This is a genomic window from Candidatus Planktophila lacus, from assembly GCF_002288325.1.
Classification (GTDB): Bacteria; Actinomycetota; Actinomycetes; order Nanopelagicales; family Nanopelagicaceae; genus Planktophila; species Planktophila lacus.
The window spans coordinates 128,603-153,716 of sequence record NZ_CP016780.1 but is presented as its reverse complement, the minus strand read 5'-3'; the positions used below and the strand labels follow the sequence as shown (position 1 = coordinate 153,716).

General features: G+C 48.2%; 22 protein-coding genes and 1 tRNA gene. 4 read left to right on the top strand and 19 right to left on the bottom strand.

Annotation, left to right across the window (positions count from 1 at the left end; translation table 11 throughout):
- Positions 1-62: 62 nt before the first annotated feature.
- Genes A1sIIB106_RS00720 through mfd form a run of 3 tightly spaced genes read right to left on the bottom strand, consistent with a single transcriptional unit; the run spans position 63 to position 4,814 of the window.
- Positions 63-707: a nucleoside triphosphate pyrophosphohydrolase gene (locus A1sIIB106_RS00720; RefSeq protein ID WP_095670611.1), complete on the bottom strand. Its 645-nt coding sequence runs from the start codon at positions 705-707 to the stop codon at positions 63-65.
- Between the two features lie 19 nt (positions 708-726).
- Complete coding sequence (locus A1sIIB106_RS00715) at positions 727-1,332, bottom strand: putative periplasmic lipoprotein (RefSeq protein ID WP_095676999.1); 606 nt, start codon at positions 1,330-1,332, stop codon at positions 727-729.
- A complete protein-coding gene (mfd, locus tag A1sIIB106_RS00710; protein ID WP_095676998.1) occupies positions 1,329-4,814 on the bottom strand; it encodes a transcription-repair coupling factor in 3,486 nt (1,161 codons plus the stop codon). The genes A1sIIB106_RS00715 and mfd overlap by 4 nt, the downstream gene beginning before the upstream one ends.
- A gap of 159 nt (positions 4,815-4,973) precedes the next feature.
- Here mfd and ppc point away from each other — a divergent pair, with 159 nt between their 5' ends.
- The gene (ppc, locus tag A1sIIB106_RS00705) at positions 4,974-7,700 is read left to right on the top strand and encodes a phosphoenolpyruvate carboxylase (RefSeq protein ID WP_095676997.1); all 2,727 of its coding nucleotides are present in this window, start codon (positions 4,974-4,976) and stop codon (positions 7,698-7,700) included.
- Between the two features lies 1 nt (position 7,701).
- Here the strand turns inward: ppc and pth are convergent, their stop codons facing one another.
- From pth to A1sIIB106_RS00680, 5 genes are all read right to left on the bottom strand, one after another.
- Positions 7,702-8,286: an aminoacyl-tRNA hydrolase gene (gene pth / locus A1sIIB106_RS00700; RefSeq protein WP_095676996.1), complete on the bottom strand. Its 585-nt coding sequence runs from the start codon at positions 8,284-8,286 to the stop codon at positions 7,702-7,704.
- Between the two features lie 17 nt (positions 8,287-8,303).
- Positions 8,304-8,924, bottom strand: coding sequence for a 50S ribosomal protein L25/general stress protein Ctc (locus tag A1sIIB106_RS00695; protein WP_095676995.1), 621 nt, complete (start codon positions 8,922-8,924; stop codon positions 8,304-8,306).
- 141 nt (positions 8,925-9,065) lie between these two features.
- Positions 9,066-10,046, bottom strand: a complete 981-nt coding sequence (locus tag A1sIIB106_RS00690; RefSeq protein WP_095676994.1) for a ribose-phosphate diphosphokinase — start codon at positions 10,044-10,046, stop codon at positions 9,066-9,068.
- A 5-nt stretch (positions 10,047-10,051) separates the two neighbouring features.
- A complete protein-coding gene (gene glmU / locus A1sIIB106_RS00685) occupies positions 10,052-11,488 on the bottom strand; it encodes a bifunctional UDP-N-acetylglucosamine diphosphorylase/glucosamine-1-phosphate N-acetyltransferase GlmU (protein ID WP_095676993.1) in 1,437 nt (478 codons plus the stop codon).
- A 50-nt stretch (positions 11,489-11,538) separates the two neighbouring features.
- Positions 11,539-11,610 (bottom strand) — tRNA-Gln (locus A1sIIB106_RS00680).
- Positions 11,611-11,689: 79 nt separating this feature from the next.
- Between A1sIIB106_RS00680 and A1sIIB106_RS00675 the strand changes: the two genes are divergently transcribed.
- Entirely contained in the window at positions 11,690-12,184 is a 495-nt protein-coding gene (locus A1sIIB106_RS00675; protein WP_095676992.1) for a MarR family winged helix-turn-helix transcriptional regulator, read from the top strand.
- Positions 12,185-12,197: 13 nt separating this feature from the next.
- Here A1sIIB106_RS00675 and A1sIIB106_RS00670 read toward each other — a convergent pair whose 3' ends face one another.
- The 5 genes from A1sIIB106_RS00670 to rsmI are packed head-to-tail and all read right to left on the bottom strand — an operon-like array spanning position 12,198 to position 17,236.
- Positions 12,198-13,118 carry a 4-(cytidine 5'-diphospho)-2-C-methyl-D-erythritol kinase gene (locus A1sIIB106_RS00670; protein WP_095676991.1) on the bottom strand — a complete coding sequence of 307 codons (921 nt, stop codon included), beginning with the start codon at positions 13,116-13,118 and terminating at the stop codon, positions 12,198-12,200.
- A 1-nt stretch (position 13,119) separates the two neighbouring features.
- On the bottom strand, positions 13,120-13,959 hold the full coding sequence (gene rsmA / locus A1sIIB106_RS00665) for a 16S rRNA (adenine(1518)-N(6)/adenine(1519)-N(6))-dimethyltransferase RsmA (protein ID WP_095676990.1): 840 nt from the start codon (positions 13,957-13,959) through the stop codon (positions 13,120-13,122).
- Positions 13,956-14,828 (bottom strand): TatD family hydrolase, encoded by an 873-nt coding sequence (locus A1sIIB106_RS00660; RefSeq protein ID WP_095676989.1) that lies wholly within the window; start codon positions 14,826-14,828, stop codon positions 13,956-13,958. Before A1sIIB106_RS00660 ends, rsmA begins: the two co-directional genes overlap by 4 nt.
- Positions 14,829-14,834: 6 nt before the next feature.
- Positions 14,835-16,397, bottom strand: a complete 1,563-nt coding sequence (gene metG, locus A1sIIB106_RS00655) for a methionine--tRNA ligase (protein ID WP_095676988.1) — start codon at positions 16,395-16,397, stop codon at positions 14,835-14,837.
- Complete coding sequence (gene rsmI / locus A1sIIB106_RS00650; protein ID WP_095676987.1) at positions 16,394-17,236, bottom strand: 16S rRNA (cytidine(1402)-2'-O)-methyltransferase; 843 nt, start codon at positions 17,234-17,236, stop codon at positions 16,394-16,396. The genes metG and rsmI overlap by 4 nt, the downstream gene beginning before the upstream one ends.
- A gap of 28 nt (positions 17,237-17,264) precedes the next feature.
- On the opposite strand from rsmI, the gene A1sIIB106_RS00645 reads away from it, so the two are divergent.
- A complete protein-coding gene (locus A1sIIB106_RS00645; RefSeq protein ID WP_223299495.1) occupies positions 17,265-18,539 on the top strand; it encodes a dolichyl-phosphate-mannose--protein mannosyltransferase in 1,275 nt (424 codons plus the stop codon).
- 6 nt (positions 18,540-18,545) lie between these two features.
- Here A1sIIB106_RS00645 and A1sIIB106_RS00640 read toward each other — a convergent pair whose 3' ends face one another.
- From A1sIIB106_RS00640 to A1sIIB106_RS00630, 3 genes are read right to left on the bottom strand one after another with little or no spacing between them, the layout of a single operon-like run.
- Complete coding sequence (locus A1sIIB106_RS00640; RefSeq protein WP_095676985.1) at positions 18,546-19,322, bottom strand: hypothetical protein; 777 nt, start codon at positions 19,320-19,322, stop codon at positions 18,546-18,548.
- 50 nt (positions 19,323-19,372) lie between these two features.
- On the bottom strand, positions 19,373-19,957 hold the full coding sequence (locus A1sIIB106_RS00635) for a GNAT family N-acetyltransferase (protein ID WP_095676984.1): 585 nt from the start codon (positions 19,955-19,957) through the stop codon (positions 19,373-19,375).
- Between the two features lie 20 nt (positions 19,958-19,977).
- Positions 19,978-20,904 carry a molybdopterin-binding protein gene (locus A1sIIB106_RS00630; RefSeq protein ID WP_095676983.1) on the bottom strand — a complete coding sequence of 309 codons (927 nt, stop codon included), beginning with the start codon at positions 20,902-20,904 and terminating at the stop codon, positions 19,978-19,980.
- Positions 20,905-20,949: 45 nt separating this feature from the next.
- On the opposite strand from A1sIIB106_RS00630, the gene A1sIIB106_RS00625 reads away from it, so the two are divergent.
- Entirely contained in the window at positions 20,950-21,507 is a 558-nt protein-coding gene (locus A1sIIB106_RS00625; RefSeq protein ID WP_095676982.1) for a 5-formyltetrahydrofolate cyclo-ligase, read from the top strand.
- Between the two features lie 6 nt (positions 21,508-21,513).
- On the opposite strand, the gene A1sIIB106_RS00620 is transcribed toward A1sIIB106_RS00625, so the two are convergent.
- Genes A1sIIB106_RS00620 through A1sIIB106_RS00610 form a run of 3 tightly spaced genes read right to left on the bottom strand, consistent with a single transcriptional unit; the run spans position 21,514 to position 25,033 of the window.
- The gene (locus A1sIIB106_RS00620) at positions 21,514-22,665 is read right to left on the bottom strand and encodes an acyl-CoA dehydrogenase family protein (protein WP_095676981.1); all 1,152 of its coding nucleotides are present in this window, start codon (positions 22,663-22,665) and stop codon (positions 21,514-21,516) included.
- 2 nt (positions 22,666-22,667) lie between these two features.
- Positions 22,668-24,521, bottom strand: a complete 1,854-nt coding sequence (locus A1sIIB106_RS00615) for a bifunctional copper resistance protein CopD/cytochrome c oxidase assembly protein (RefSeq protein WP_095676980.1) — start codon at positions 24,519-24,521, stop codon at positions 22,668-22,670.
- Positions 24,518-25,033 carry a copper resistance CopC family protein gene (locus A1sIIB106_RS00610; RefSeq protein WP_095671778.1) on the bottom strand — a complete coding sequence of 172 codons (516 nt, stop codon included), beginning with the start codon at positions 25,031-25,033 and terminating at the stop codon, positions 24,518-24,520. Before A1sIIB106_RS00610 ends, A1sIIB106_RS00615 begins: the two co-directional genes overlap by 4 nt.
- Positions 25,034-25,114 lie beyond the last annotated feature (81 nt).

The window sequence follows — 25,114 nt, the reverse complement described above, 5'->3', positions numbered from 1 at the left end:
TGGGTGTCTCCTAAGAATTACTAGTGATGAGCACGCTCAGCGCTGAACGGTATAGGGCAATACTACCGCGACTCAGTAGCCTTAATTTGCTCGGCAATTTGGCGCCCATATAGGCGCAGCGCGTTTTCTGGGTCAATTTCGTTATCTCGCGCCCACGCAATTATTGAAGCTAGCGCCTCGCCCACGCTTTCATTTGTCGCGGGCTGATCACTTTCATATTTCTTTAGCGCAACTGGAACTTTATATTTTTCGGCGCGATAGAGAAGTTTTTCAACAAGTGGCAGCGCAGGCTGTGCAAGCGCGACGCCATCAAGGGCTGATGTGCGGCCCTTTTCTTTTGCCTTGATCTCTTCCCAGTTATCGATGATTTCATCTGTTCCAGATACTTCTAAACCTTCAAATACATGAGGGTGGCGGCGAATCAACTTATCTGCGATTGCGCGCGCTACATCTTCGATTGAAAATGGATCTGTTGGATGATCTTCGGCGATGCGTGAGTGGAAATAGACCTGCAGCAAAACATCGCCGAGTTCTTCACGCATACCTTCGCGGTCTTTTGCATCAACGGAATCGATAAATTCGTATGACTCTTCAAGTAAGTATTTAACGAGCGACTCGTGAGTTTGTTCTGCATCCCAAGGACAACCGCCCGGAGAACGCAACCGATCCATTACCTCAACGAGGCGTTGAAGTTCTGAGCCAGCCATCGAAGTATCGCGGTTGGTGTTATTCAGCAGATGGCGTTACGGCGCCGCCAGTTACATCAGCTGCGACAACATCGCCTGCTTCGGTATCCCAGAAGCCGTAGCGTGGATTGATTTTAACGCCGAGCTCTTTAGCTTTTGCAGAAAGTAACTTGCCTAGTTGTGTTGCAACATCGGCTTCGGCAACGCCAGATTGGGCAAGCGCTGAAGTAATGCGTTCAGAGATAAGAATCGCACGCACATAGGTATCAAAATCTTGCGGTGCAATCGCAGCGTTAACTAAGTTCTTTGGAAGTTCAGCATCGCCACCGAGAGATTGAGAGATCTGCTGTTTGCGAGCTACAACTTGGCTGGAAGTAATTTCAAGATCCAACTCTTTAGCGATCTCATCAAAGGTGTGCATCAAAATCTTAAAGCGAAGCTGGCCGCGGTTTAGCGCATCGCCAGTTTCGAGCTGCATCTGAGATGTATCAACCTTTGAGCGCTCTGCCATCACTGCATCGATGCTGCTCTGTAGTTCGGTTTGGGTAATTTTAAAGTCACCAACTGTTGCTGCTTCATTGGACTGTGAGCAGCCGGTAAGGAGCAACCCTGTTGCGATAGTTAGGGCTACAAGGATCTTCTTCACGTGGTGCTCGCTTTCGTTAGCTGGTTGACGACCTCAGTTACCCAGGTCAGGAGAGAAGTATCCACTATTTCAGCGGTGGGATTAGACGGGTTCCATGCAGGGTTTTTCGGCAATGTGACCAGCGCAGTATTCGTTGGGCCCTTATAGATAGACCCTGGATACAACCGTGCAAGTCGTAATTGACGTGATTCGGGCAGGGAAATAGGTGACAGGCGTAAGAATTTTCCAGTGGCGACTACTTCACGGATTCCTTGCGATTTAGCTAGCGCGCGTAATTGTGCAACTGCAAGTAAAGCCACCGCTTCTTCGGGAAGTTCGCCGAATCTATCTAGTAACTCTTCACGAATTGATTGCACATCTTCAGGTTTAGCAACATCAGCTAATCGGCGATAGAGATCAAGTCGTAAACGCTCTCCTGGTACATAACTTTCGGCCAGATGCGCATTAACTGGAAGCTCGACTTTACATTCGTGGCTCTCTTCTTCCTTATCAATAATGCCTGTCTTGTAATCATTAACCGCTTCACCAACCATGCGCATATACAAATCAAATCCGACATCGGCAATGTGCCCTGATTGTTCACCGCCCAGTAAGTTACCGGCGCCGCGAATTTCCAGATCTTTAAGTGCAACGCGCATACCCGCACCTAAGTCAGTGTTAGTAGCGATTGTTTTCAAACGATCTAGCGCAATTTCAGTAAGTGGTTGATCTTGCGGATAAAGGAAATATGCATATGCACGATCGCGGCCGCGACCAACGCGTCCACGCAACTGGTGCAGTTGTGAAAGCCCGAAGTTTTCAGCGCGCTCCACAATTAAAGTATTGGCATTTGCAATATCTAGGCCGCTTTCGACAATCGTGGTGCAGACAAGAACATCGAAGTCGCGGTTCCAGAATCCCAGGATTACATCTTCGAGTGCACCTTCGGACATCTGTCCATGTGCGATACGAATACGCGCTTCTGGAACTAACTCTTGGATCTTTGCCGCCGCGCGATCGATAGATTCAACGCGGTTATGGATGTAGAAGATCTGCCCATCACGCAATAGCTCGCGGTGAATTGCTGCGCGAATCTGCGCATCTTCACTTGGTCCAACGTAGGTAAGAATCGGATGGCGCTCTTCGGGTGGCGTTGTAATCGTCGACATCTCACGAATACCAGTAACCGCCATTTCCAAGGTGCGCGGAATAGGTGTTGCCGACATCGCTAAAACATCGACCGTTGTGCGCATCTTCTTAAGAGATTCCTTCTGCTCAACGCCAAAGCGTTGTTCTTCATCGACAATGACGAGCCCCAGATCTTTGAAGATCACATCTTGTGAAAGCAGGCGATGGGTTCCGATTACAACATCGACGCTACCGGCCGCTAATTCGGCGAGGATCTCTTTCGATTCTTTAGCGGTGTTAAAGCGTGACATTCCGGCGACGCGAATTGGGAAACCTGAATATCGCTCTGCAAAAGTCTTGGCATGCTGCTGCACAAGAAGTGTTGTTGGAACTAGAACTGCAACTTGCTTGCCATCTTGCACCGCTTTAAATGCTGCGCGGATTGCGATCTCGGTCTTTCCATAACCAACATCGCCGCAAATGATGCGATCCATTGGATAAGGCTTCTCCATATCGCGCTTTACTTCTTCAATAGTCGAAAGTTGATCTGGCGTTTCGATGTAAGAGAAGGCATCTTCTAACTCGCGCTGCCAAGGCGTATCCGCAGAGAATGCATAACCAGGTGAAGATGTACGTGCGGCATATAAGCGAATTAACTCGCCAGCGATCTGTTTAACCGCCTTGCGGGCGCGACCCTTTGCTTTCTGCCATTCGCCGCTGCCGATGCGGTGCACTGCAGGTGCTTCACCGCCAACGTATTTGGAAACTTGTTCCAAAGTATCCGTTGGAACAAAGATGCGATCTCCGGGTTGGCCGCGTTTAGCGGGTGCGTATTCAATAACTAAGTACTCGCGAGTGACACCATTGATGGTGCGCTGCACCATCTCTACATAGCGACCGATGCCGTGTTGCTCATGCACCACAAAATCTCCAGCGCGTAGTTCTAGCGGATCAACAGCTTGTTTACGTTTCGATGGCATGCGCACGCCATCTTTTGCTGAAGCCTTGCTGCCAGTTAAATCGCGTTCGGTCATAAATAGAATTCGCGATTCCAGAGAAGAGAATCCCTGTGCAATAGATGATTGCGTTATATGAATCGTTGCCTTAGTTGGGATTGCTTTTAGCTCTGGCGTAATGAAGACCGGCAGATCGGCATCGCGGAAGATGCCGGCATAACGTTCAGCCATTCCTTGGCCAGCAGTTGAGAAGATAATTGAAAATCCTTGGCTTACCGCTTCCTGCATTGCGGTAACTGCGCGATCGGCATCTCCTCGCAGCGGATCGATGGCGCTGAAATCTAAGAAGGTGGCTTCGGTATCTAAATCCGTGCCAAATGGATTAAGGGCGCGTTGCTTTAAACCGCAACGAACTACTTCTTCATTTAGCGCATCCCATGAAAGATAGGTCGCATCAGTAACGGGTAAGGGTGCAACAGCGCCGAGTGCGGCGTGGGACCAGGCTGCCTCAAAGAACTCTTCATTTGTGGCAAGTAAATCCATGGTGCGCATACGAATTCGCTCGTCATCAATAAATACAACTTCACTGCCTACTGGAATTCTTTGAAAAATTGTCTCCGTTTCATTGATGAGAATGGGAATTAGCGATTCCATTCCTTCGGAAATGATGCCTTGCGCCATGCGATCGAGAATTTCTAGCGCTGCCGGGTACTTATCCTTCGCCTTCTCTGCGCGAAAACGAATTTCTTCAGTTAGTAAAAGTTCGCGGCACGGCAGAATTGAAAGCTTCCCAACAACTGGGCTGGTGGTTCTCTGCGATGAAACCTCGAAATAACTTAACTCTTCGATCTCATCGCCAAAGAAGTCAATGCGTATCGGATGTTCCGATAGCGGTAAGAAGAGATCAACAATTCCACCGCGCACGGCAAACTCACCACGCTTTTCAACTAAGTCGGTGCGGGTATATGCCAACTGTGTTAAATGCTCCACCAACGAAGTTAGATCTACTTCGCCGCCTATTTCTAAAGTTTGCAGAGGCGATGTTGCTAAATTGGCGATGAATCTATGTATTACTGCGCGGATTGGTGCAACAACAATTGGGCTCTCTAAATCTTTTCTCGCAAGCGTTGATAGCGTCGCTAGCCTTCTGGCAACAGTGTCACTGCGCGGGCTTAAGCGCTCGTGAGGCAGAGTTTCCCAGGCCGGAAATTCAAGAACGTTCTGATGTAACTCTCGGAGTTCGCTCGCTAAATCCTCAGCGCCACGACTTGAGCTAGTGATTACAAGTAGCGGTTTACTCTGTGCGCGCAGTGCAAGCAAAAATGGATAGGTCGGAGCTGGTGAAATTATCTTTTGCGCACCTTCGATACAGGATGCAACGGCAGTATCTGCCCCAAGCATCTGCACTAATGCGCGCATTTGATCAACCCTTTCCAATATGTGAGAAAACGCAATCCCTACGGGCGATTTCTCAAGAGAAAACGCCGTAAGGCCCCGTTCCCAAAAGGGAGGGGGCTTGATGGATCAAGTCTAACGCGCATAATCGCGTATCAAACTCATGAGTATTCCTGAGAGGATATGCCCGTGACACAGAGCCCCGCTAACGCCAATAACATCGCAAGCGATGATGCGATTTTGCGAAGCGATGTGCGAAAACTTGGCGATCTACTAGGTCAATCACTTGTTCGCCAAGAAGGACAAGAACTTCTCGACCTCGTTGAATCTGTACGTAAAGCGGTCCGCGAAGGTGGCGGTATTGAACTACTAGAAAAACTCTCTGTCGAAGATTCCGTGCAATTGGTGCGCGCCTTCAGTACTTACTTCCATTTAGCAAATGTCGCAGAACAAGTTCACCGCGCACGTGTTCTTGCGCAATCTCGTGCAGTAGGTGGCTCTTGGCTAAGTCGCGCGATCGATAAAATTGAAGAGGCTTATAAAGCACAAACTCCGGGCCATTCCTTTACTCAGGCAGATTTAGAACAATGGGTTAGCGAACTTATGGTTCGCCCCGTATTTACCGCACACCCAACCGAAGCTGCACGTCGTTCGATCCTCAATAAACTTGGTGAAGTAGCAAAGTTGTTAGACCAAGATTTAAATCCGCGCCAGAACGAGCGCCTGGCAGAAACTGTAGATCTCCTTTGGCAGACCGATGAACTTCGTTTAAATCGCCCAGAACCACTTGATGAAGCGATGAACGCTCTTTATTACCTAGATGATCTTGCTTTGAATACCGTTCCAGAAGTTTTAAATGATTTTGCACGCGAGCTAAAGCGTCTTGAAATCAATCTTCCAGTATCTGCCCGCCCACTTACCTTCGGCACCTGGATCGGTGGCGATCGAGACGGTAATCCGAATATCACTGCGCAAGTAACTGAAGATGCAATTGCGCTACAGGTTGCTCATGCGATCCGCACCACGATTTCGGCTATGGATGAGCTGCGCCAGATGCTCTCTATTTCAACTCGCATCGTTGGCACAACCCCTGAATTACAGGCATCTATCGAAAAAGATTTAAAGAATATTCCAGAGTTTGAGCCACGTTTCTTACGTTTAAATCAACAAGAGCCATATCGCTTGAAGGCCACAGCGATCGTTCATCGTTTGGTCTTTACGCGCACTCGCCATGCTTCACAGGCTGCACACGTTCCAGGACGCGACTATGCGAACTCTGCAGAACTAATTGCAGATTTAACTTTGATGCGCGATTCATTGGCTGCCCATCGTGGCGAGCTAATCGCAACCGGCTTTCTAGAGCGCACAATCCGAAGTATCGCCGCCTTCGGACTTACCCATGCAACTCTCGATGTGCGCGAACATTCAGATGCCCACCACGGCCTTCTAAAGCAAGTCATGCCTACTGGCTACATTGACCTGTCACATGACGAAAAGTTTCCGCTGCTCATTTCAGAGTTAGGTAAGAAGAGTTCGCTTGATCTATCAACGCTAGACGCAGCCGGTAAGAAGACTTTCGATACCTTTAAAGCAATTGATGATCTGATTGCAAGATTCGGTCCTGAAGTCATCGAGACTTACATCATCTCAATGACAAAGGGTGCAGATGATCTAGTCGCTGCAGCGGTCATCGGTAAGGCTGCCGGGCTAGTTGATCTCGATAAGAAGGTCGCCAAGATCGGTTTTGCACCGCTGCTTGAAACAGTTGCAGAACTTCGTTCCGCTGGTGCGATCCTCGAAAAGCTTCTTTCGGATCCAACCTATCGTGCACTTGTTGCGCTGCGCGATGATGTGCAAGAAGTGATGTTGGGATATTCAGATTCAAATAAAGATGCAGGTATTGCAACAAGCCAGTGGGAGATCCACCGTGCACAACGTGCGCTCCGTGATGTCGCTATGAAGTACGGCGTAAAACTTCGTTTATTCCATGGTCGCGGTGGTTCTGTCGGCCGTGGTGGCGGACCTACTTACGATGCGTTGGTTGCACTTCCATGGGGATCAGTTGATGGTCAGATCAAGATGACTGAACAAGGCGAGGTTATTAGCGACAAGTACGCACTTCCCGCACTTGCTCGCGAAAATGTTGAGTTAACTCTTGCCGCATCCCTTGAAGCAACGATTCTTAATCGCGCAGCTCGTCAAAGCCCTGAAGATTTAGCGCAATGGAACGAATGCATGAACTTGATTAGCGATAACTCTTTTGCGCGCTACCGAAAGTTGATTGATCATCCAGATCTTCCTGCTTACTTCTATGCCTCAACTCCGGTTGAACAACTTGGAAATCTCTTCCTGGGTTCACGTCCATCACGTCGCCCAGATGCTGCAGGTGGGCTCGATTCACTCCGTGCGATTCCGTGGGTATTTGGTTGGACCCAATCACGACAGATCGTGCCAGGTTGGTTCGGCGTTGGTACCGGACTTAAGGCAGCGCGCGAGGCTGGTAAATCAGATGTATTAAAGAAGATGCTTAAGGAATGGCACTTCTTCCACACCTTTATTAGCAACGTGGAGATGACTTTAGCGAAGACAGATCTCGTAACTGCAAAACGTTATGTTGAAACTCTGGTTCCGGCCGAGCTTCATCACTTCCTCGACACTATTACTGAGGAATTCGAGCTGACAGTTAAAGAGATCCTTGCTCTGACTGAGAAAGAGACGCTGCTGGGAGATCAACCAATTTTGGCTCGTACCTTGCAGGTACGCGATGCCTATCTTTCTCCGCTGCATCTGCTGCAGGTAAACCTCTTGCACCGCGTGCGCACTGCTGGAGAATCATCAGATGCGATGTTGGTTCGTGCGCTGTTGCTGACTATTAACGGCGTCGCAGCTGGCCTTCGTAATACGGGCTGATTTAAGAATTAAATTGCGATTGAGTTAAATCAAGCCCTTTAGTAATTAGCGACTCAACAACATCTGCGCCACGATCTAGAAATTCTCCTAAATCTTTCTTCTCTTCCTTACTAAATTGCTTCAATACAAAGTCGGCTGGATCTTGCTGTCCCATTGGGCGCCCTATGCCAAGGCGAACTCGGTAGTACTCAGCAGTGCCAAATGCTGAGGTAAGTGATTTCAAACCGTTATGTCCGTTATCGCCACCAGCAATCTTGGAGCGAATTGCCGCAAAGGGAATATCGAGCTCATCGTGAAGAACAATTATTTGTTGTGGTTCTACTGAATAGAAGTTAGCGAGAGCTTTGATTGGTCCGCCAGATTCGTTCATGTAACCCTTAGATTTAGAAAGAATCACAGAAAAAGCATCGACACCGACGCCTAACTTGTAGGCGGCGATGTCGGTGCGTGACTTATGTGTACTTAGCTTTACGTTATGACGCCTAGCGAGTTCATCAATAACCATCTGGCCAACGTTATGGCGAGTGGCTTCATATTGTTCGCCCGGGTTACCGAGCCCAACAATTATCCAAGGAGATGTACTCACGAGATAAAGAGTAAGGCTTAAGCGTCTTTCTTCTCTGCATCAGCTGCTGGTGCCGCTGCTGCATCTGCAGCCGGTGCGACTACTGCAACTTCTTCAACTGCAGTTGAACGCTCTGAGAGGTGAACAACGATTGTCTTTGGATCAGAGATCAACTTAACGCCAGCAGGAAGTGCAACGTTCTCTGCATAGAGTGATTGACCAGCTGCAAGACCTGTTAGATCAAGTGTGAAGAATGAAGGAATAGCAGTTGCTTCAACTTCAACTTCAATTGTGTGGTTAACGTGCTCAAGAATTCCGTCACGATCGTGTTCGCCTTCTGTGTGAACAGGAACGCCAACGGTAACTTTTTCACCACGACGAACAGCAACTAGGTCGATGTGCTCAAGGATCTGCTTAAGTGGGTGGCGAACAATCGCCTTTGGAAGTGTTAGTTGATCCTTGCCATCGATATCGATTTGAAGGAGAACGTTTGATTGCTTCAAAGCAACGCCGAGTTCGCGCGCTGGAAGAGTGATGTGCTGTGGCTTCTCGCCATGGCCGTAGATAACTGCAGGAACTAGACCTGCAACGCGTGCACGACGTGAGGCACCTTTACCGAACTCAGTACGTGTTGTGCCGGTGATCTTGATTTCAGCCATTTTTATTACTCCTGTTTGTTTTGATCTGAATACTTCGGGGCTTTACTTTTTTAACACGAAGTTCCAGCAGGAGTTAAATCCTTACCGTCGATTACGGAGTTTTTCACCCTCGCCGGAAACCTGGGCAAAGGTTAGCGCGGCTTAGCTGTGTCCGTCAAAAAGGCTTGTTACGGAGCCATCTTCGAAGACTTCGCGGATCGCACGAGCCAGAAGCGGCGCGATTGAGAGGACGGTCAGCCCATCAAAACGCTTATCTTCATCGATCGGAAGTGAGTCGGTAACGACAACTTCGGTGACCTTGGAAGCCTTTAGGCGATCAACTGCTGGGCCAGAAAAGACCGCGTGCGTTGCCGCAACAATAACTTCTTTTGCACCTGCTGCGAATAAGGCATCTACTGCTTTGGTAATTGTTCCTGCGGTATCGATCATGTCATCAATTACTACGCAAGTCTGGCCTTCGACTTCACCGACAACTTTTCCGGTAACTGATTCGTTTGGAACTCGTGGATCGCGGGTTTTATGGATAAAAGCAATTGGGCAGCCGCCAAGTAGTTCTGACCAGCGCTCGGCAACGCGTACGCGACCTGAGTCAGGAGAAACAATTGTTAAGCGAGTGCGATCTACTTTGCTGCCAACGTAGTTTGCGAGCATTGGTAGTGCAAATAAGTGATCGACTGGTCCGTCGAAGAATCCTTGAATCTGTGAAGTGTGAAGATCAACAACCATTAGGCGGTCAGCGCCAGCTGCCTTGTAGAGATCTGCCATCAGACGTGCGGTAATTGGCTCGCGACCACGGTGTTTCTTATCTTGACGCGCATAACCGTAGAAAGGTGCAACAACTGTGATGCGCTTTGCAGATGCGCGCTTTAGCGCATCGACCATGATTAGTTGTTCCATGATCTGTTTATTTACTGGAGCGGTGTGGCTTTGAAGAACGAAGGCATCGCAACCACGAACTGATTCTTCGAAGCGAACAAAGATTTCACCATTTGCAAAGTCATATGCAGATGTTGGTGTTAATGGAATACCGAGTTCTGCGGCGACTGCTTCGCTGAGCTCTGGAAATCCGCGGCCTGAAAAGAGTCGAAGTCTTTTCTCTGAGGACAAACGAATTTCGCTCAAGGAAATTAGCCTTTCTTCTCGTTGCGTTTTTCTGAAGCTTCGGCAGCAATTGCAGATTTAGTGCCAGATCGCTTGCGCATGACCCAACCTAATACATTTCGTTGCTTACCTCTAGCGACACCCATGGCACCGGCCGGAACATCTTCAGTAATTACAGATCCGGCGGCGGTGTAAGCCCCGTCACCAATTGAAACTGGCGCAACTAACATCGAATCGCTTCCGATTCGGACATGATCTCCGATAGTGGTGTGATGCTTATCTACTCCGTCATAGTTAACAAAGATTGTGGCCGCACCAATATTTGAGCCTTCACCGATGGTGGCATCGCCCACATATGAAAGATGTGGAACTTTAGAACCATCGCCGACTTTTGCATTCTTAATTTCAACGAATGCGCCAGCTTTTGCACCGGCACCAAGAACTGTTCCTGTGCGTAGATATGAATAAGGGCCAACGTTTGCACCGGCTCCGATTGTTGCTTCAAAACAATTAGATTCAACAATGTTTGCGCCCTCAAGTACCTTGCAAGATTCCAGCGTTGTGCGAGGGCCAATAACGGCGCCAGTTGCGATCTTTGAAGATCCCAAGATCGCAGAGCCAGGAAATATAGTTACATCGTTTGCGATTTCAGCAGTTGCATCAATCCAAGTTGTTGTCGGATCGACAATTGTTACTCCAGCGCGCATGAAACCTTCGTTAATACGATCACGGAGCAAAGCCGCACTTTCGGCTAACTGCACCCGATCGTTTACGCCCAAGATTTCGATGAAATCTTCGATTAGCGCAGCTGCGATTGTTCCGCCTTCATTGCGCAGAATTTCGATGACATCAGTTAGATATAGCTCGCCTTGGGAATTATCGTTAGTTAGCTTGCCAATCGCTCCAGCAAGTTTCTTAGCATCGAATGCGTAAACCCCTGAATTAACTTCGTAGATCTCCTTAACAAAGTCATCAGCATCGCGTTCTTCAACGATGCGAAGAAGTGAGCCATCATCACTACGAACTATGCGCCCGTAACCAGTTGGGTCGGGATGTTCTGCAGTTAAAACTGATGCGGTGAAGCCACCTTCGTGGTGAGTGGCAAGGAGTTGCTTAAGTGATTCCCCGGTAAGCATCGGCGTATCGCCCGCCAAGATCAAGATAGTTCCTGAAATATCTGTACCTGCGAGCGCCAACTGCGTTGCATGGCCAGTGCCACCGCGACGTTCTTGGAAGACTGTTGTGACGTTAGGTGCGACTTCGCGTAAATGTTCTTCAACTGCTTCGCGTCCTGCGCCAACAACAACTCGCACTTGCTTTGGAGCAAGCGCGCTAACGGCGTTTAGAACATGGCCAACAAGTGAGCGGCCGGCAACTTCGTGCAAAACCTTTGGCGTTGATGATTTCATGCGAGTGCCTTCACCGGCGGCGAGAACAACAACCGTTTCGAGATTTGCACTCATGTAGTTAAGTCTAACGCTCCGCTAGCACCATCGGCGGGCAATCTAAATTGCTCCGCCACCAGGTATCGATCCTGGACCCTGGGCTTCAAAGGCCCATGTGCTAGCCACTACACAATGGCGGAACGCATATTCTCCCTCATATCCATGTGTGCTCGCGACCATTTCAGGGCGATCCCCGTAAGCGATATATCCTCTAGACCTATGAGCGCGCACCGTGATGAAGTCGACCGCCTAATCGCGGATTGGAAGCGCGAGCGCCCCGATTTAGATATCAGCCCCTTTGCGGTGCTTAGCCGTATTTCGCGTATCTCTCGAAATTTAGATATCGCCCGTCGTGATGCTTTCGCCGATCTGGAAACTTCGGGCTTCGATGTTTTAGCTGCACTGCGTCGTTCTGGCGATCCATATCAACTCTCCCCTGGCGCACTTATGCAAGAAACACTTGTTACAAGTGGCACCATGACAAATCGTTTAGATCGTTTAGAAGAGTTGAAGTTAATTACGCGTCAGCCAGATCCTGACGATGGCCGCGGTTCACTTGTTACTTTAACTGCATCCGGAATGCGCGCAGTTGATGAGGCGCTAGAAGGTTTGCTTGAACAAGAACGTGAATTATTAAAGGGCTTAACCCGTGATCAGAAAGTAGCTCTAGCCGATTTACTTAGCGCACTCGCTGCGCATCTCGAAGAAAACTAGATAACTAAAATAATTAGATGACCTTGGCACCATGCACTGGGCCATAGGCTCGGGCAACGCTGCCAACAACTCCGCTAGAAGTTAAGGCAACTGCTAAATCCAAACCTTGCTCTTCATCGGCAACTAAGAATGCAACGGTTGGCCCGGAACCAGAAACGATCGAACCAAGTGCGCCATATTCTTCGCCGACATCGAGAACCAAAGTTAGCGCCGGGCGCAGCGAACAAGCCGCTGATTGCAGATCGTTATGTAGCGCTTGACCAACTGCTTTCGAATCTGCGGCAAGTAAAGATTGCATCAGCGCATCGCTAGTTTGCGGAGCTGCGATATCTAAACCGGCGCGCAGTCGATCGCACTCTTGATAAACCGCAGGAGTTGATAAACCAACGGTTGAGAGCGCTAAAACCCAGTGATATGTGCCGCGCGATAACGCTGCAGTTAATTGATCGCCGCGACCTTGACCAATTGCAGTGCCACCAGAAATCATAAATGGAACATCGCTACCAAGTTGTGAGCCGAATTCGTGCATCTCTTCTCGTGACATCTCGAGTTCGTAAAGTTCATTTACGCCAACTATTACTGCGGCGGCATCGGCGCTGCCACCTGCCATGCCACCTGCAACGGGAATCGATTTATTCACTTCTATATGGGCATCAATAACAAAGTCATAGTCATCAGCGATTAACTGTGCTGCTTTCACGGCTAAATTTGTGGCATCTGCTGGTACTCCGTGTGTGTGATCACCAATGATTGAAATAGTGATTCCGTTACCTGGTGCAGATTTAGTAATTGTGACATCGTCATAAATTGAGATCGCTTGAAAAACAGTGACTAAATTATGGAAACCATCGGCCTCACGTGGGCCAACCGCCAATTGCAGATTTACCTTGGCAGGAACTCGTACGGTGACAGAGTTGCGGTTGGTTCTGGACACGCTAAGACTCTAAACCTTGTTGGGCAATTTTGCAGAAGCCATGGATATCGAGTGATTCACCGCGCAGAGTTGGGTCGATTCCGGCAGCGATCAAGTGCGCTTCAGCAGCAGCGGAACCGCCATAGCGAGAAGATAAAGCAGCACGCAGCATCTTGCGACGTTGTGCAAATGCTAAATCGATAATCGTAAAGACTTCCTTGCGCAGAGTTTCATTACCTGGTGTTTCACGGCGTTTAAATCCAACTAACTTTGAATCCACATTTGGCGCCGGCCAGAAGATCGAACGAGAAACTGAACCAGCACCTGTTACATCTGCCCACCAGGCGGCTTTAACGCTCGGAATTCCATATTCTTTGGTATTTGGTTTTGCAGCTAGACGATCTGCAACTTCAGCTTGCACCATAACAACGCCACTGCGCAGAGTTGGCAAGATTTCTAAAAGATGTAAGAAGACCGGAACTGAAACGTTGTAAGGCAAGTTCGCAACTAAGACTGTTGGCTCACCTGGAAGTGATTTAACTTGAAGAGCATCTTGATTGATGACAGTGAGAATTTCGCTGCGATCGCTATGTAGCGCAGCTGTTATAGGTAGTTGGTTTGCTAAACGTGAATCAATTTCAATGGCAATTACGCTGGTTGCTTCTTCCATTAGCGCAAGAGTTAGCGAACCGAGGCCGGGACCGATCTCTAGTGCGACATCACCGGCAGTAACGCCAGCGGTGCGAACAATCTTGCGGCAAACATTGGCATCAATTACAAAATTCTGGCCAAGTGCTTTGGCAGGTTTTAAATCTAACTTTTCAGCAAGGGCGCGAATTTCTGCAGCACCAAGCAGGGTCATAACGTGGTTCCTGCGGCAAATGGCCCGAAGATACGTTCGGCGTTATCGGAGAGTGATTGGGCGAGTGCGCCAACGCTCTCGTTACGTTCTTCAGCCATGGCGCGAACAATGTTTGCGATTTGTGCTGGAGTATTTAACGCGCCGCGATTTGGCATAGGAGCCAAGAAAGGAGAATCTGTTTCAACCAATAACTGATCGTGCGGCACAAGTTTTACCGCATCGCGAAGTTCGGGTGCGTTTTTAAAAGTTAACGTGCCTGCGAATGAAAGTATGTATCCGCGATCGATACAGAGCTTGGCCATATCTACTCCGCCTGAGAAGCAGTGAAAGACAGTCTTTTCGGGAGCCCCGACTTCGAGCAAGATAGATAAGACTTCATCATGCGAATCGCGATCGTGAATCACTAACGCCTTCTTTGTCTTCTTCGCTAACTCGATATGCCATTTAAAGGAATCTTGTTGACGTTTGCGCAGTTCGGGTGGAGTGCGGAAATAATCTAAACCGGTCTCACCAATTGCGCGAACGCGTGGGTGGCTCGCAAGTTCTTCGATGATCTTTAAGTCGGCTTCTAAATCAGGAACAACGGGCGCTTCATTGGGATGCAGCGCAACTGCGGCAAGCACGCGGTCGTTAAAGTGTTCAGCCGCTGCAACACACCATTTTGATTGTTCTGCTGAGTACCCAACCTGTACAACGCGATCTACGCCAGCAGCTTTTGCATCATCTAAAACTTGTTTTACTTCTGCTGAATCAGGTGCAGCATCGGTAACGATTTCCAAATGTGCATGTGCATCAACCGTAGGAACAGGAAGTGGTTTTGGCGCTGGCGCCAGAGGGCGATCAATATCGCGATTGTGGCGATCTGCCATAGGAAATTACTCTTTAGTCTCGAGTCGTGGAAACAGCACTGGAGTCTTAGTTACAAGAGTTCCTTCGGGAAGTTGTCCCCATTGTGCAACCTTTGAGATCTGTTGATCTGCAAGTGCACCAATAGTTGCATTTGCACCAAGTGATTCCCACAAAATTTCTGTTGTTGCCGGCATTACCGGATGCAACAAGACGGCAAGTGCGCGAAGTGATTCGGCGGTGTTATATAAAACTTCTTCTAGCGCTGCTTTATTTGCTGGATCTTTCGCCAGGATCCATGGCTCTTTCTCGGTTACATAGCCATTTACCTTCTTGCAGAAATCCATAACCGCGTTGATTCCACCCTGGAAATCAAGTGCGACCATTGCAGCATCGGCTTTTTCAACGGTGCTAGTTAGCGCTGCAGAAAGTCCGGCATCGGCAGCTTTCGCCGGCACTTTACCTTCGCAGTATTTTTCAATCATCGCAGCCAAGCGTGAAGCTAGGTTGCCAAAGTCATTTGCGAGCTCTGATGTATAGCGAGCCGACATATCTTCCCAAGAGAAAGAGCCATCGCTGCCAAAAGGAATAGCGCGCAAGAAGTAATAACGGAAGGCATCGACGCCGAAATGATCGGTGATATCAGAAGGTGCGATACCGGTTAGCTTGCTCTTGCTCATCTTCTCGCCGCCAACTAGCAACCAACCGTGAGCAAATACTTTTTTAGGTACTTCAAGGCCTGCAGCCATCAACATCGCCGGCCAAATAACAGCATGGAAACGCAAAATATCTTTTCCAACTAAGTGAACATCTGCTGGCCAAGTTTGAGCAAACTTCTTGCCGCCTTCTGTATCTGGCGCATCAGTTAAACCAACTGCAGTTGCGTAGTTAAGGAGCGCATCAAACCAAACGTAGACAACTTGATCGGTATCCCAAGGAACTGGAATGCCCCAATCAAATGTAGAACGTGAAATTGAAAGATCAGAAACGCCGCCTTCAAGGAATGAGACAACTTCGTTGCGCGCACTTTCTGGTTGGCAGGCATCTGGATTTTTGCGGTAGTGCTCTAAGAGCGACTCAACAAATGCCGATAAGCGGAAGAACCAGTTATTTTCATTTACGAGTTCAACCGGCTTGCTATGAATTGGACAGAGCTTCTGTCCATCGGCATCGATTAGATCGCCAGGTAATTTAAATTCTTCACAGCCGACGCAATATGGGCCTTCATATTTACCAGCGTAAATATGCCCAGCATCTTTAAGTGATTGCAGAAACTTTTGTACGCGTTCGGTGTGACGGGCTTCGGTGGTACGGATGAAATCATCGTTTGCGATATTTAGCGCGGTCCAATTTGGCTTCCAGGCTTCTTGCACCAAGCGATCTACCCAAGCTTGTGGAGCAACGTTATTTTGCTCAGCGGTACGCATTACTTTCTGACCATGCTCGTCAGTTCCAGTTAAGAACCAAACAGATTCACCGCGTTGGCGATGCCAACGAGTTAAGACATCGCCGGCAACGGTTGTATATGCATGGCCAATATGCGGCGCATCATTTACATAGTAAATCGGCGTTGTTAGGTAGAAAGATTTCACGAACGCATCTTATTCGCATCAACTACCGCTGCATAAACGATCCGCTTAGGCAGGTCGAATTCATCGGCCACAGTTGCAATTGCCGCCTTGCGATCCATGCCCGCCGCCTCAAATTCACGAACTCGCGCAACCACCTGATCTGCAGTCACTTCCGCTGTTCCGACAGCCGCGCCTGCAATAACCATGGTTATCTCCCCCAAAATCTCTTTTGAGGTGGACCAAGCAACTAGTTCAGCAAGAGTTCCGCGAACTGTTTCTTCATAAGTCTTGGTCATCTCGCGACAGATCGCTGCCTTGCGATCGCTACCAAATACCGCAAGGGCATCTTGCAGTGATTCGGTGATGCGATGTGGCGCTTCGAAGAAAACCATCGTGCGCTCTTCAAAGCGGAGTGATTCATAGAGTGCTTGACGCGCGCCAAGTGCGCGCGGTGCAAACCCTTCAAAGGTAAAGCGATCTGTTGCAAGTCCAGATAACGCAAGCGCCATAACCGGTGCACTTGGTCCAGGAATAACTGTTACCGTTAAATTTTCAGCGATCGCATCACGTGCTAGACGAAAACCCGGATCGCTAATGGTTGGCATTCCAGCATCCGATACAACTAATACGTTCTTTCCGGCGCGCAGTAGTTCAAGAATCTCTTGTGTGCGTTCTGTTTCGTTGCCATCAAAGAATGAAATAACTCGGCCAGTAAAGGTAACTTCGATATCAGAACATAAGCGATGAAAGCGGCGCGAATCTTCAGCGGCGATAACTTCAGCGTTTGCGATCGCATCTTTTAGGCGCGGGCTTGCATCGCCGGGATTTCCCAGAGGAGTTGCTGCCAACGTGAGCGCCATGGGTACATCCTCTCAGTACGCTAGGTATGTGAAAACCCGCATCTACGTTGGCGCGATCACTTTGATCTCACTTGCCTTGCGGCTCTTCAATCTCGGAACTCCAAAGGGCTTCGTCTTTGACGAGGTTTATTACGTAGATGGTGCGCGCGATTATTTGGCCCATGGCGTTGAAATATCTGGAGATGACCCAGAATTTGTCGTTCACCCACCGGTTGGAAAGTGGCTGATAGCGCTAGGTATAAAGCTATTCGGCGATAACGAATTTGGTTGGCGTTTTATGGGCGCACTTCTTGGCTCTGCCATGATCGTTTTAATCGCGCTCATAGCGCAGCGCCTGTTTAGAAATTCCTACATAACAATTGCGGCAAGTGCGCTTATGGCGATGGATGGATTGGCTTTAGTACATTCTCGTACCGCGTTACTGGATATCTATCTCTCATTCTTCATTTTGCTGGCGACTTATTTCTTCATGGCGCGTTGGCACTGGTGGGCTGGCATCGCACTCGGCTTAGCGGTTGCAACCAAATGGAGTGGTCTTTACTTCCTTGCACTCTTTGCAGTTGTTGCGCTCTATCGAGCGTTCGCACATAACACTGGTCGCGATTTAATTAAGCCAACGCTAAAGACGGCTGCTCAATATGGGTTGGTCCCAATGTCGCTATATATAACTTCTTGGTCTGGTTGGTTTGCCAGCAGCCGTGGGTGGGCGCGCGATTACTCTGAAAATGTTGTTACATCTTTTATTTATTATCACTCTCAGATGTTGGGCTTTCACACCGGGCTAGTAGAAAAACACTCTTACCAATCCAACCCGTGGAGTTGGTTGATTATGGGAAGACCAACCTCTTTCTACTATGAGACCCCAAAGAATTGCGGGGCAGAGAATTGCTCGCAGGAAGTTCTCGCTCTTGGAACACCGCTGCTCTGGTGGTTGGGAACTATCGCACTTACTGTAGTGCTGGGTTTTTGGATTAGATCGATAGCCGTTAAACGTTATGAACCACCACTAAATTTAATTATTGCTGGAATGGCTGCTGGATATCTACCTTGGTTCTTCTTTCAAGAGCGCACGGTTTTTACCTTCTACGCAATTGTCTTTCAGCCCTTCTTGATTCTTGCCGTTATTTACTGCGCCTACGCGCTATTGATGCACTTTGAAAACAAGCGAAATAGCTATGTGGTGCTGGGCTTTATCGCCTTTGCGATCTTTGTAAATTTCATCTTCTTCCTGCCACTTTTCACAGGAGATGTGATTACTTACGATTCATGGCAGGCGCGTATGTGGCTGCCTTCCTGGGTTTAAATCTAACTATTCGTTGGCAGCGCGGTTGCGCTTCATGCGCTCTACAGCTTCATCTGCAAGTTGTTGATCAAAGATTTCATCGCGCGATGGCGCAGCCGCGGCAAGGGCTTCGCGTTCTAGGCGTTCTTGTTCTTCACTCCACTGACCAGGTGTCGTTAGATCAATAACCCGCTTTGGAGTAATCGCCTTTGGAGCATTTACATAAGTTGGAACCGGCACAGAGTTTGGTTGCCATTCTCCACGAGCGGCTGCTGTTCCCTTAGGCAAAAGCGTTACACCAGTTAGTTCACGTTCGGAAAGTGGAATCCAATGTTCAGTCGAAGGCTTCGGTGCGACAACCTCTGCCAAGTTTGTTGATGAGACACCAACTGTTGTGCGATGAATCTGAGTAACGCGGCGACGACGCGCTCGGTCGGTTGTTGTTTGGTGGCGAACATGTACCAAGTAGAGAACCAATCCAACTACTGGTACTCCGATAAATGAAATTGCAAGAGTTTGCATAATCGCACCTACTGTCGTCATTACGAAAGCGATAATAATTATTGAGAAGATAATTCTGCGGCGCATAAGTTGTTGAGCAATTTTTGCTTCACGATCTAGGTCGGTATGAATTACCCCGGTTCCAGAACTTCCACCCGGAGAATTTTCTGCAACTATGCGAAGTGCGCTTTTATATCTCTCTACATTTTTTCCAGAGAACTCGTTTCGATCGTGAACCCAGCGTGGGAGGAAGTAAGCCACCCACATGCCGATAATCGAAAGATAAATAATTCCAGAAGCCATGATGGGTCAAGGTTAGAGGAGCACCCCCGCCGCCCCGTGGATTTAGAGGGTTAAATGACCTGGGAATTTTCTTTCACATAACAGTGATGGTCACGCCATTTTCCATCGATATGTAAATACCTAGGTCGTAAACCTTCAAAAATATAGCCAGCTTTCTCGGCGACCTTTATCGAAGGTGCATTTTCGGGGCGAATATTTATTTCGATTCGATGCAAGGCCAGTTCTTCAAAGCCAAAGCGGGTCAACATATTTACCGCTTGTGTTGTAAATCCACGGTTGGCATATGCGCGATCGATCCAGTAGCCGATATGCGCCCCGCGCATCGCACCGTATGAAACTCCGCCCATAGTTATCTGCCCGATTAGGTTGCGCCCTTGCTGGTTAATCTGCCAAATAGCTAGTGAATAAGAGCGTCCGTTTCGCCCTTCACGGCGATGCCATCTGACCATCTCGCTAAATGAAGGTAGTTGGCTGGAGTTCTTCTCTCCCGGAACTTTTGGAAGCGTTGCCTCCCATTCAGAGAGCCAATCTTTATTTTCGGCGCGGACTAGTAGCCAACGACGACGATCGCGGATTCGCAGCGGGCGTAATTGCAACTCGCCCTGAGTTAAGAAAATCGGCCAGTGCTCAGACATATCTAGACCTATATCAATACTTATATATAACGGCGCTCGAGCACGACAACAGTGACATCACTGCCTGCGGCGATATTTAAATCGCCTTCTGGAACTGCAATAAATGCATTGGCATCAGAGAGCGTGGCTTGTTCATCCTGAGTACTTGAACCTTGAGATAACAATGGGAGAACCGATTTTCCATCTTCAGATAAGACGGCTCGGATGTAGGAGCGATATCCGCCAGATGAGGTAATTGCTTTCTCAAGCTTTGCCTTAATTGATGGGCGATGAATTGTTGCCGCACCAAGCATTGTGCGAATCATCGGGCGTATGAAAAGTTCGAATGAGATGTAGGCAGCGACTGGATCACCTGGCAATGTAACAACCGGAGTTTTATCTGGGCCAATCACACCAAAGTTATGGCGGCCGCTAGATTCGATAGCGATATCCACGGTTGTTATCTCACCCATTGCCGAAAGTGTGCGAGTAATTAGATCAAATGAATCATCGTGGCGTTCTCCACTGATAATAATCAAATCAGCGCGAACCAATTGATCTTCAATAACCGCCTGCAGTTGGGCTTCGTCGTCAGGAATTGTGTGGACGCGATATGCAACTGCTCCAACTTCACGCACAGCAGTAGTTAACAACCACGAATTAGTCTCGTACTCTTCGCCAGCCTTTAACTCTTTACCTGGTTCAACTAAATCTGGGCCTGCCGAAAGCACAACAACACGGGGATGTGGACGTGTTGGTAAATGATCGCGACCAATAGATGCCGCTAGTCCGATCTGTGTCGAGCGAATTCTGGAACCGGACTTGAGGACAAGACGTTCTCCGGCATAAATATCCTCGGCAAGAGTTGCGCCATGCGCATCTAGCAGGGACATCTCAAATGCTTCGAGTGGTCGACAGATCGCTAATAGAGAGGACAGGAACTCATCTACACGAGTGCGGTCTGACATAATCGGAAACAATACTTCTAGTGCAGTAGATAATTGGGGATTTAGATGAGTGCAGCAAGCGAGAAGTCTGAACTTCGCACTCGCTATCGTTTTGAACGCCGCGAAAGATATCTAGATCACTCTTTTTCATACCTTGCTACATCTTTAGAATTTTCTAAGGCAAGCGCTATCGCTAGTTATATCTCTTATGGAGATGAGCCAAATACGAAAGAGCTAAATCAGGCGCTTTTGAAAAGTGGCAAAGATCTTTATCTGCCGCGAGTAAATGGCATCGATCTCGAATGGGTACTTTGGAACGGATCAAGAGATCAACTTGCGCCAAGCAAGTTATCAAAACAACTTCTCGAACCAACTGGAGCCGCACTTACAGATCTTTCACTTATCAATCTAATTGTTGTACCGGCTCTACGAATTGATAGATCTGGATATCGCTTGGGGCAAGGTGGGGGCTTCTACGATCGCGCACTTCCAAAACTTTCTGCATGGAGTATCGGATTGATCCATCCAGATGAGATCTCTAGCGTTGATCTACCTCGTGAAGAATTTGATGTGCCGCTAAACGCTGCAGCAACTCCAGATTTAATTCTTAGATTCAATTCTTAGCTTCAATTAACCTCTAGGTAGATTGCGCGCCATAACAATTCGTTGAATCTGATTGGTGCCTTCGTAAATCTGAGTTAATTTGGCATCGCGCATCATACGTTCGACTGGATAGTCAGAGACATAGCCATATCCTCCCAGAACCTGCACTGCATCTGTTGTTACCTTCATTGCGACATCGCTTGCGAAAGTTTTGCTTGCTGCAGAGAAAAATTTCAGGTCTTTATCGCCTCGTTCGCTACGTGCTGCTGCTGCATAAGTTAATTGACGAGCAGCCTCAATATTCATCGCCATATCTGCCAAGATAAATTGAACGCCTTGGAAATCAAAGATCTCTTTGCCAAATTGTTTACGCTCGTGTGAGTACTTGGTCGCAACATCTAACGCACCCTGTGCAATACCTAAAGCTTGTGCCGCGATGGTGATGCGAGTGTGATCCAAAGTATCCATCGCAAGTGCAAACCCTGCGCCGACTTCGCTGATCCGGCGATCATCTCCGATTGTTACGTTATCGAAATAAACTTCGCGAGTTGGAGATCCGCGAAAACCCATCTTCTTCTCTGGAGCTCCGAAGGAAACTCCGGGATCAGATTTTTCAACGATAAAGGCGGTTATTCCTTTAGATCCTTTACTTGGATCTGTCTGCGCAATAACTGTATAGAACTCAGATACTCCAGCGTGAGAAATCCATTTCTTACTTCCATTGATTACCCAAGATCCATCTTTTAACTCTGCTTTAGTTTTCAGGGCAGATGCATCTGAGCCCGCTTCAGATTCAGAGAGGCAGTAAGAAAATCCTTTACCTTTTGCAAGTTGTGGCAGCCACTTTTCTTTCTGCGCTTTGCTTCCACTCAGAATTAGTGGCAACGATCCAAGTTTATTTACCGCTGGAATTAGCGAAGATGAACCGCAAACTCGCGCAACTTCTTCAATAATTATTACTGTGGCAACAGCATCTGCGCCTTCTCCACCAAATTCAGTTGGAACATGTGCAGCGCTTAGTCCGGCTTTAAGTAACGCATCTGCTGCTTCTTGCGGATAGCGATGGTCTTCATCTACAGCTGCAGCATGTGGAGCAATCTCATGTTCAGCAAGCGCACGAACGCTTTCACGTAGATCGTTGTACTCAGATGGAAGTGCGTAAAGATCGTTCGCGCTCATCGTTAGCCTCTGCCTTTTCTTTCTCGGTCTTGTGCTGCAAGGTTAGATAAGTATGCATTGTATTGAGCAAGTTCATCAGGTTCACCCATGGCCGCTAATCGCGCTTCATTTCGATCAATGCGCTTAGTCTCGCGAGAGTCATCGCGCATCCATTGAATAAACGTGGCTACCAGCGCAAGCAGGATTGGGATCTCGCCCATCGCCCATGCGACTGAACCACCTGCATGCTGGTCGGCAAGCAAATCCAAATTCCAGGGTGTTTGCAGTGAAGCAAAGTAACCCTGATCAAGCAGAGTCGAAGTGGAAATGAGTGCGACCGCAAAGAAGGCGTGGATGCTCATCGCTGCGAAGAGAATAACTATGCGCACGATGTGTGGAACTTTTCTTGGATTGGGATCAATTCCGATAATGACGTGGAAGAAAAGAATTCCGGCAAGTAAGAAGTGAACGCTCATGACAAGGTGACCGAGATGTGACTGCATCAGATTTCCAAAGAGCGGTGTCATATATAGAACAAAGAGTGAGCCATCAAAGAGGGCCAGAGCAGATACTGGGTTGGTAAACACTGCTGCAGGTTTTGAATGGAGCAATGCAATTAGCGTTCCACGAACTCCGCGTTCTTGGTTCGTACGACCTTGTGGCAAAGTGCGCAGCGCCAAGGTAATCGGTGCTCCTAGAACAATTCCGATTGGTGCAACCATTCCAAGAAGCATGTGAGCAATCATGTGATACTCAAATGAGAACTTGGCATAAACACCTAAGCCACCGCTTGTCGCATAATCAATTGCGCTAATTCCAAGAGCAAAGGCAACGGTTCGTCCTACTGGCCACTTATCACCACGCCGCGTAAGAATAATTACTCCTCTTATATAGAGTGCGACGGCAGTTACCAAAACGCCAATCATCAACGCATCAGGATCGTAGAGAGAGACTAAGCGCCAAAGGTTTGGAGGTGGTGGCGTTGCAATTCCAGCAACTGCTAAGCCGGGATCAAGTACAGAGCTTTCGGCACGCAAAGGTGGTTGCATAGTTGAAAGTTTGGAGCCAACAACGGTAGTTATAGCCATGATCAAAACTTCAACTGAAATTAAACGTCCTAATTGCTTTCCATTTAATTTAAGTGAACCTTTCAGTTGGCGACGGTTCAAATAGCCAAAAAAGATAAGCGCTGCCGTTAATAAGATTTTAAGCAACACCATACGCGCATACTCTGAACTCCAGGCGCTTTGAAAATTAAGTCTGGCCCAAGCATTTGCAGTTCCGCTAGCGGATACCGCGATCGCTGTCCATAAAGCTAGGGCGCTAAAGCGTGGCAGCGCCATTGCACGATCTTGCGCCCTTAAGAAGGTGATCGCTACTAAACCACCAACCCAAAGAGAAATTGCAATGACGTGTACTACTAAAGACCCGATGGCCAGCGCGTGCGAACCACTAGATGCAGAGTGGCTTTCAAAGACTGGTGCAATGATCGCTGCCAGACTTAGCAAGAGCAGTGCATTTGCACCGGCAACGCCTCTGATACGAATCGCTACTAATGCAACTAGTAGCGCCAAACAGAGTTGCGCAAACATATATTTGCCGAGCGTTACCTGCGAGATAAAGGAACGCATTGACGTTGGATCTAAAGCTTCCGATAAATCTGTTCCGAGAATATTCGCCAAAGTTGCAACTATCGAAATTCCGGTTGTTATCGCCCAAGTCAGAGCCGCAATTGCCGTTATATTTCTTAAGGCTTTGGCGGTTTCCCCAAGCTTTCCCTCAACATCATTTAAAAAGAAGGCGATGGCCAGGAGCAAACCGATTGTGGTAATGCCCGCAGCTAGGGATAAGAATTTACTTATCTCCAGTAAATTCATCGCTCGTTAAAAATCTTTCGCGCATACAGCGCAAGTGCAATCAGTACCGCTAGTGAAGCAACCAGCAGTCCGATTACAAATAAGTTGGTTCCGAAGTCGCTGCCTTCTATCTTTGCAGGCGTTGTTGGAACCACTTCTTCAGGCACGGAAATTGTTGGAGTTGAAAAGTTAAAGACGAAAGATCCTTCGAGTGGCAGATCCATTTCGGAGATAATGTTGTAAGAGACTTTATAAACACCTGACTGAGTAATTGGTTTCATTCCAACAATCAAATCGTTTCCGGCGACAGTTAAGGTGCCATCATCTACGCGACGACCGGATGGATCTGTGACAGTTACTTCATTGCCCATATCCATAGGTGTGATTTCAACAGTGATCGTCACTGCACTTGGCTCTACTTTGAGAGTCGAACCAGCGATTGGTGATGTGGCAACAAGAGAGTTAGCAAGCGCAGGCGCTGCTAGAAGAACGGTAAATCCCAGCGCTGCAATAACTGCCGCTAAACGCTTCACTTGGTAGACCTGCCTCTCAATTCGCCTCTATCGTCTCACTTCTTTAGACTTAACCACCAGCCCCTGGGGCTGTGATTTAAA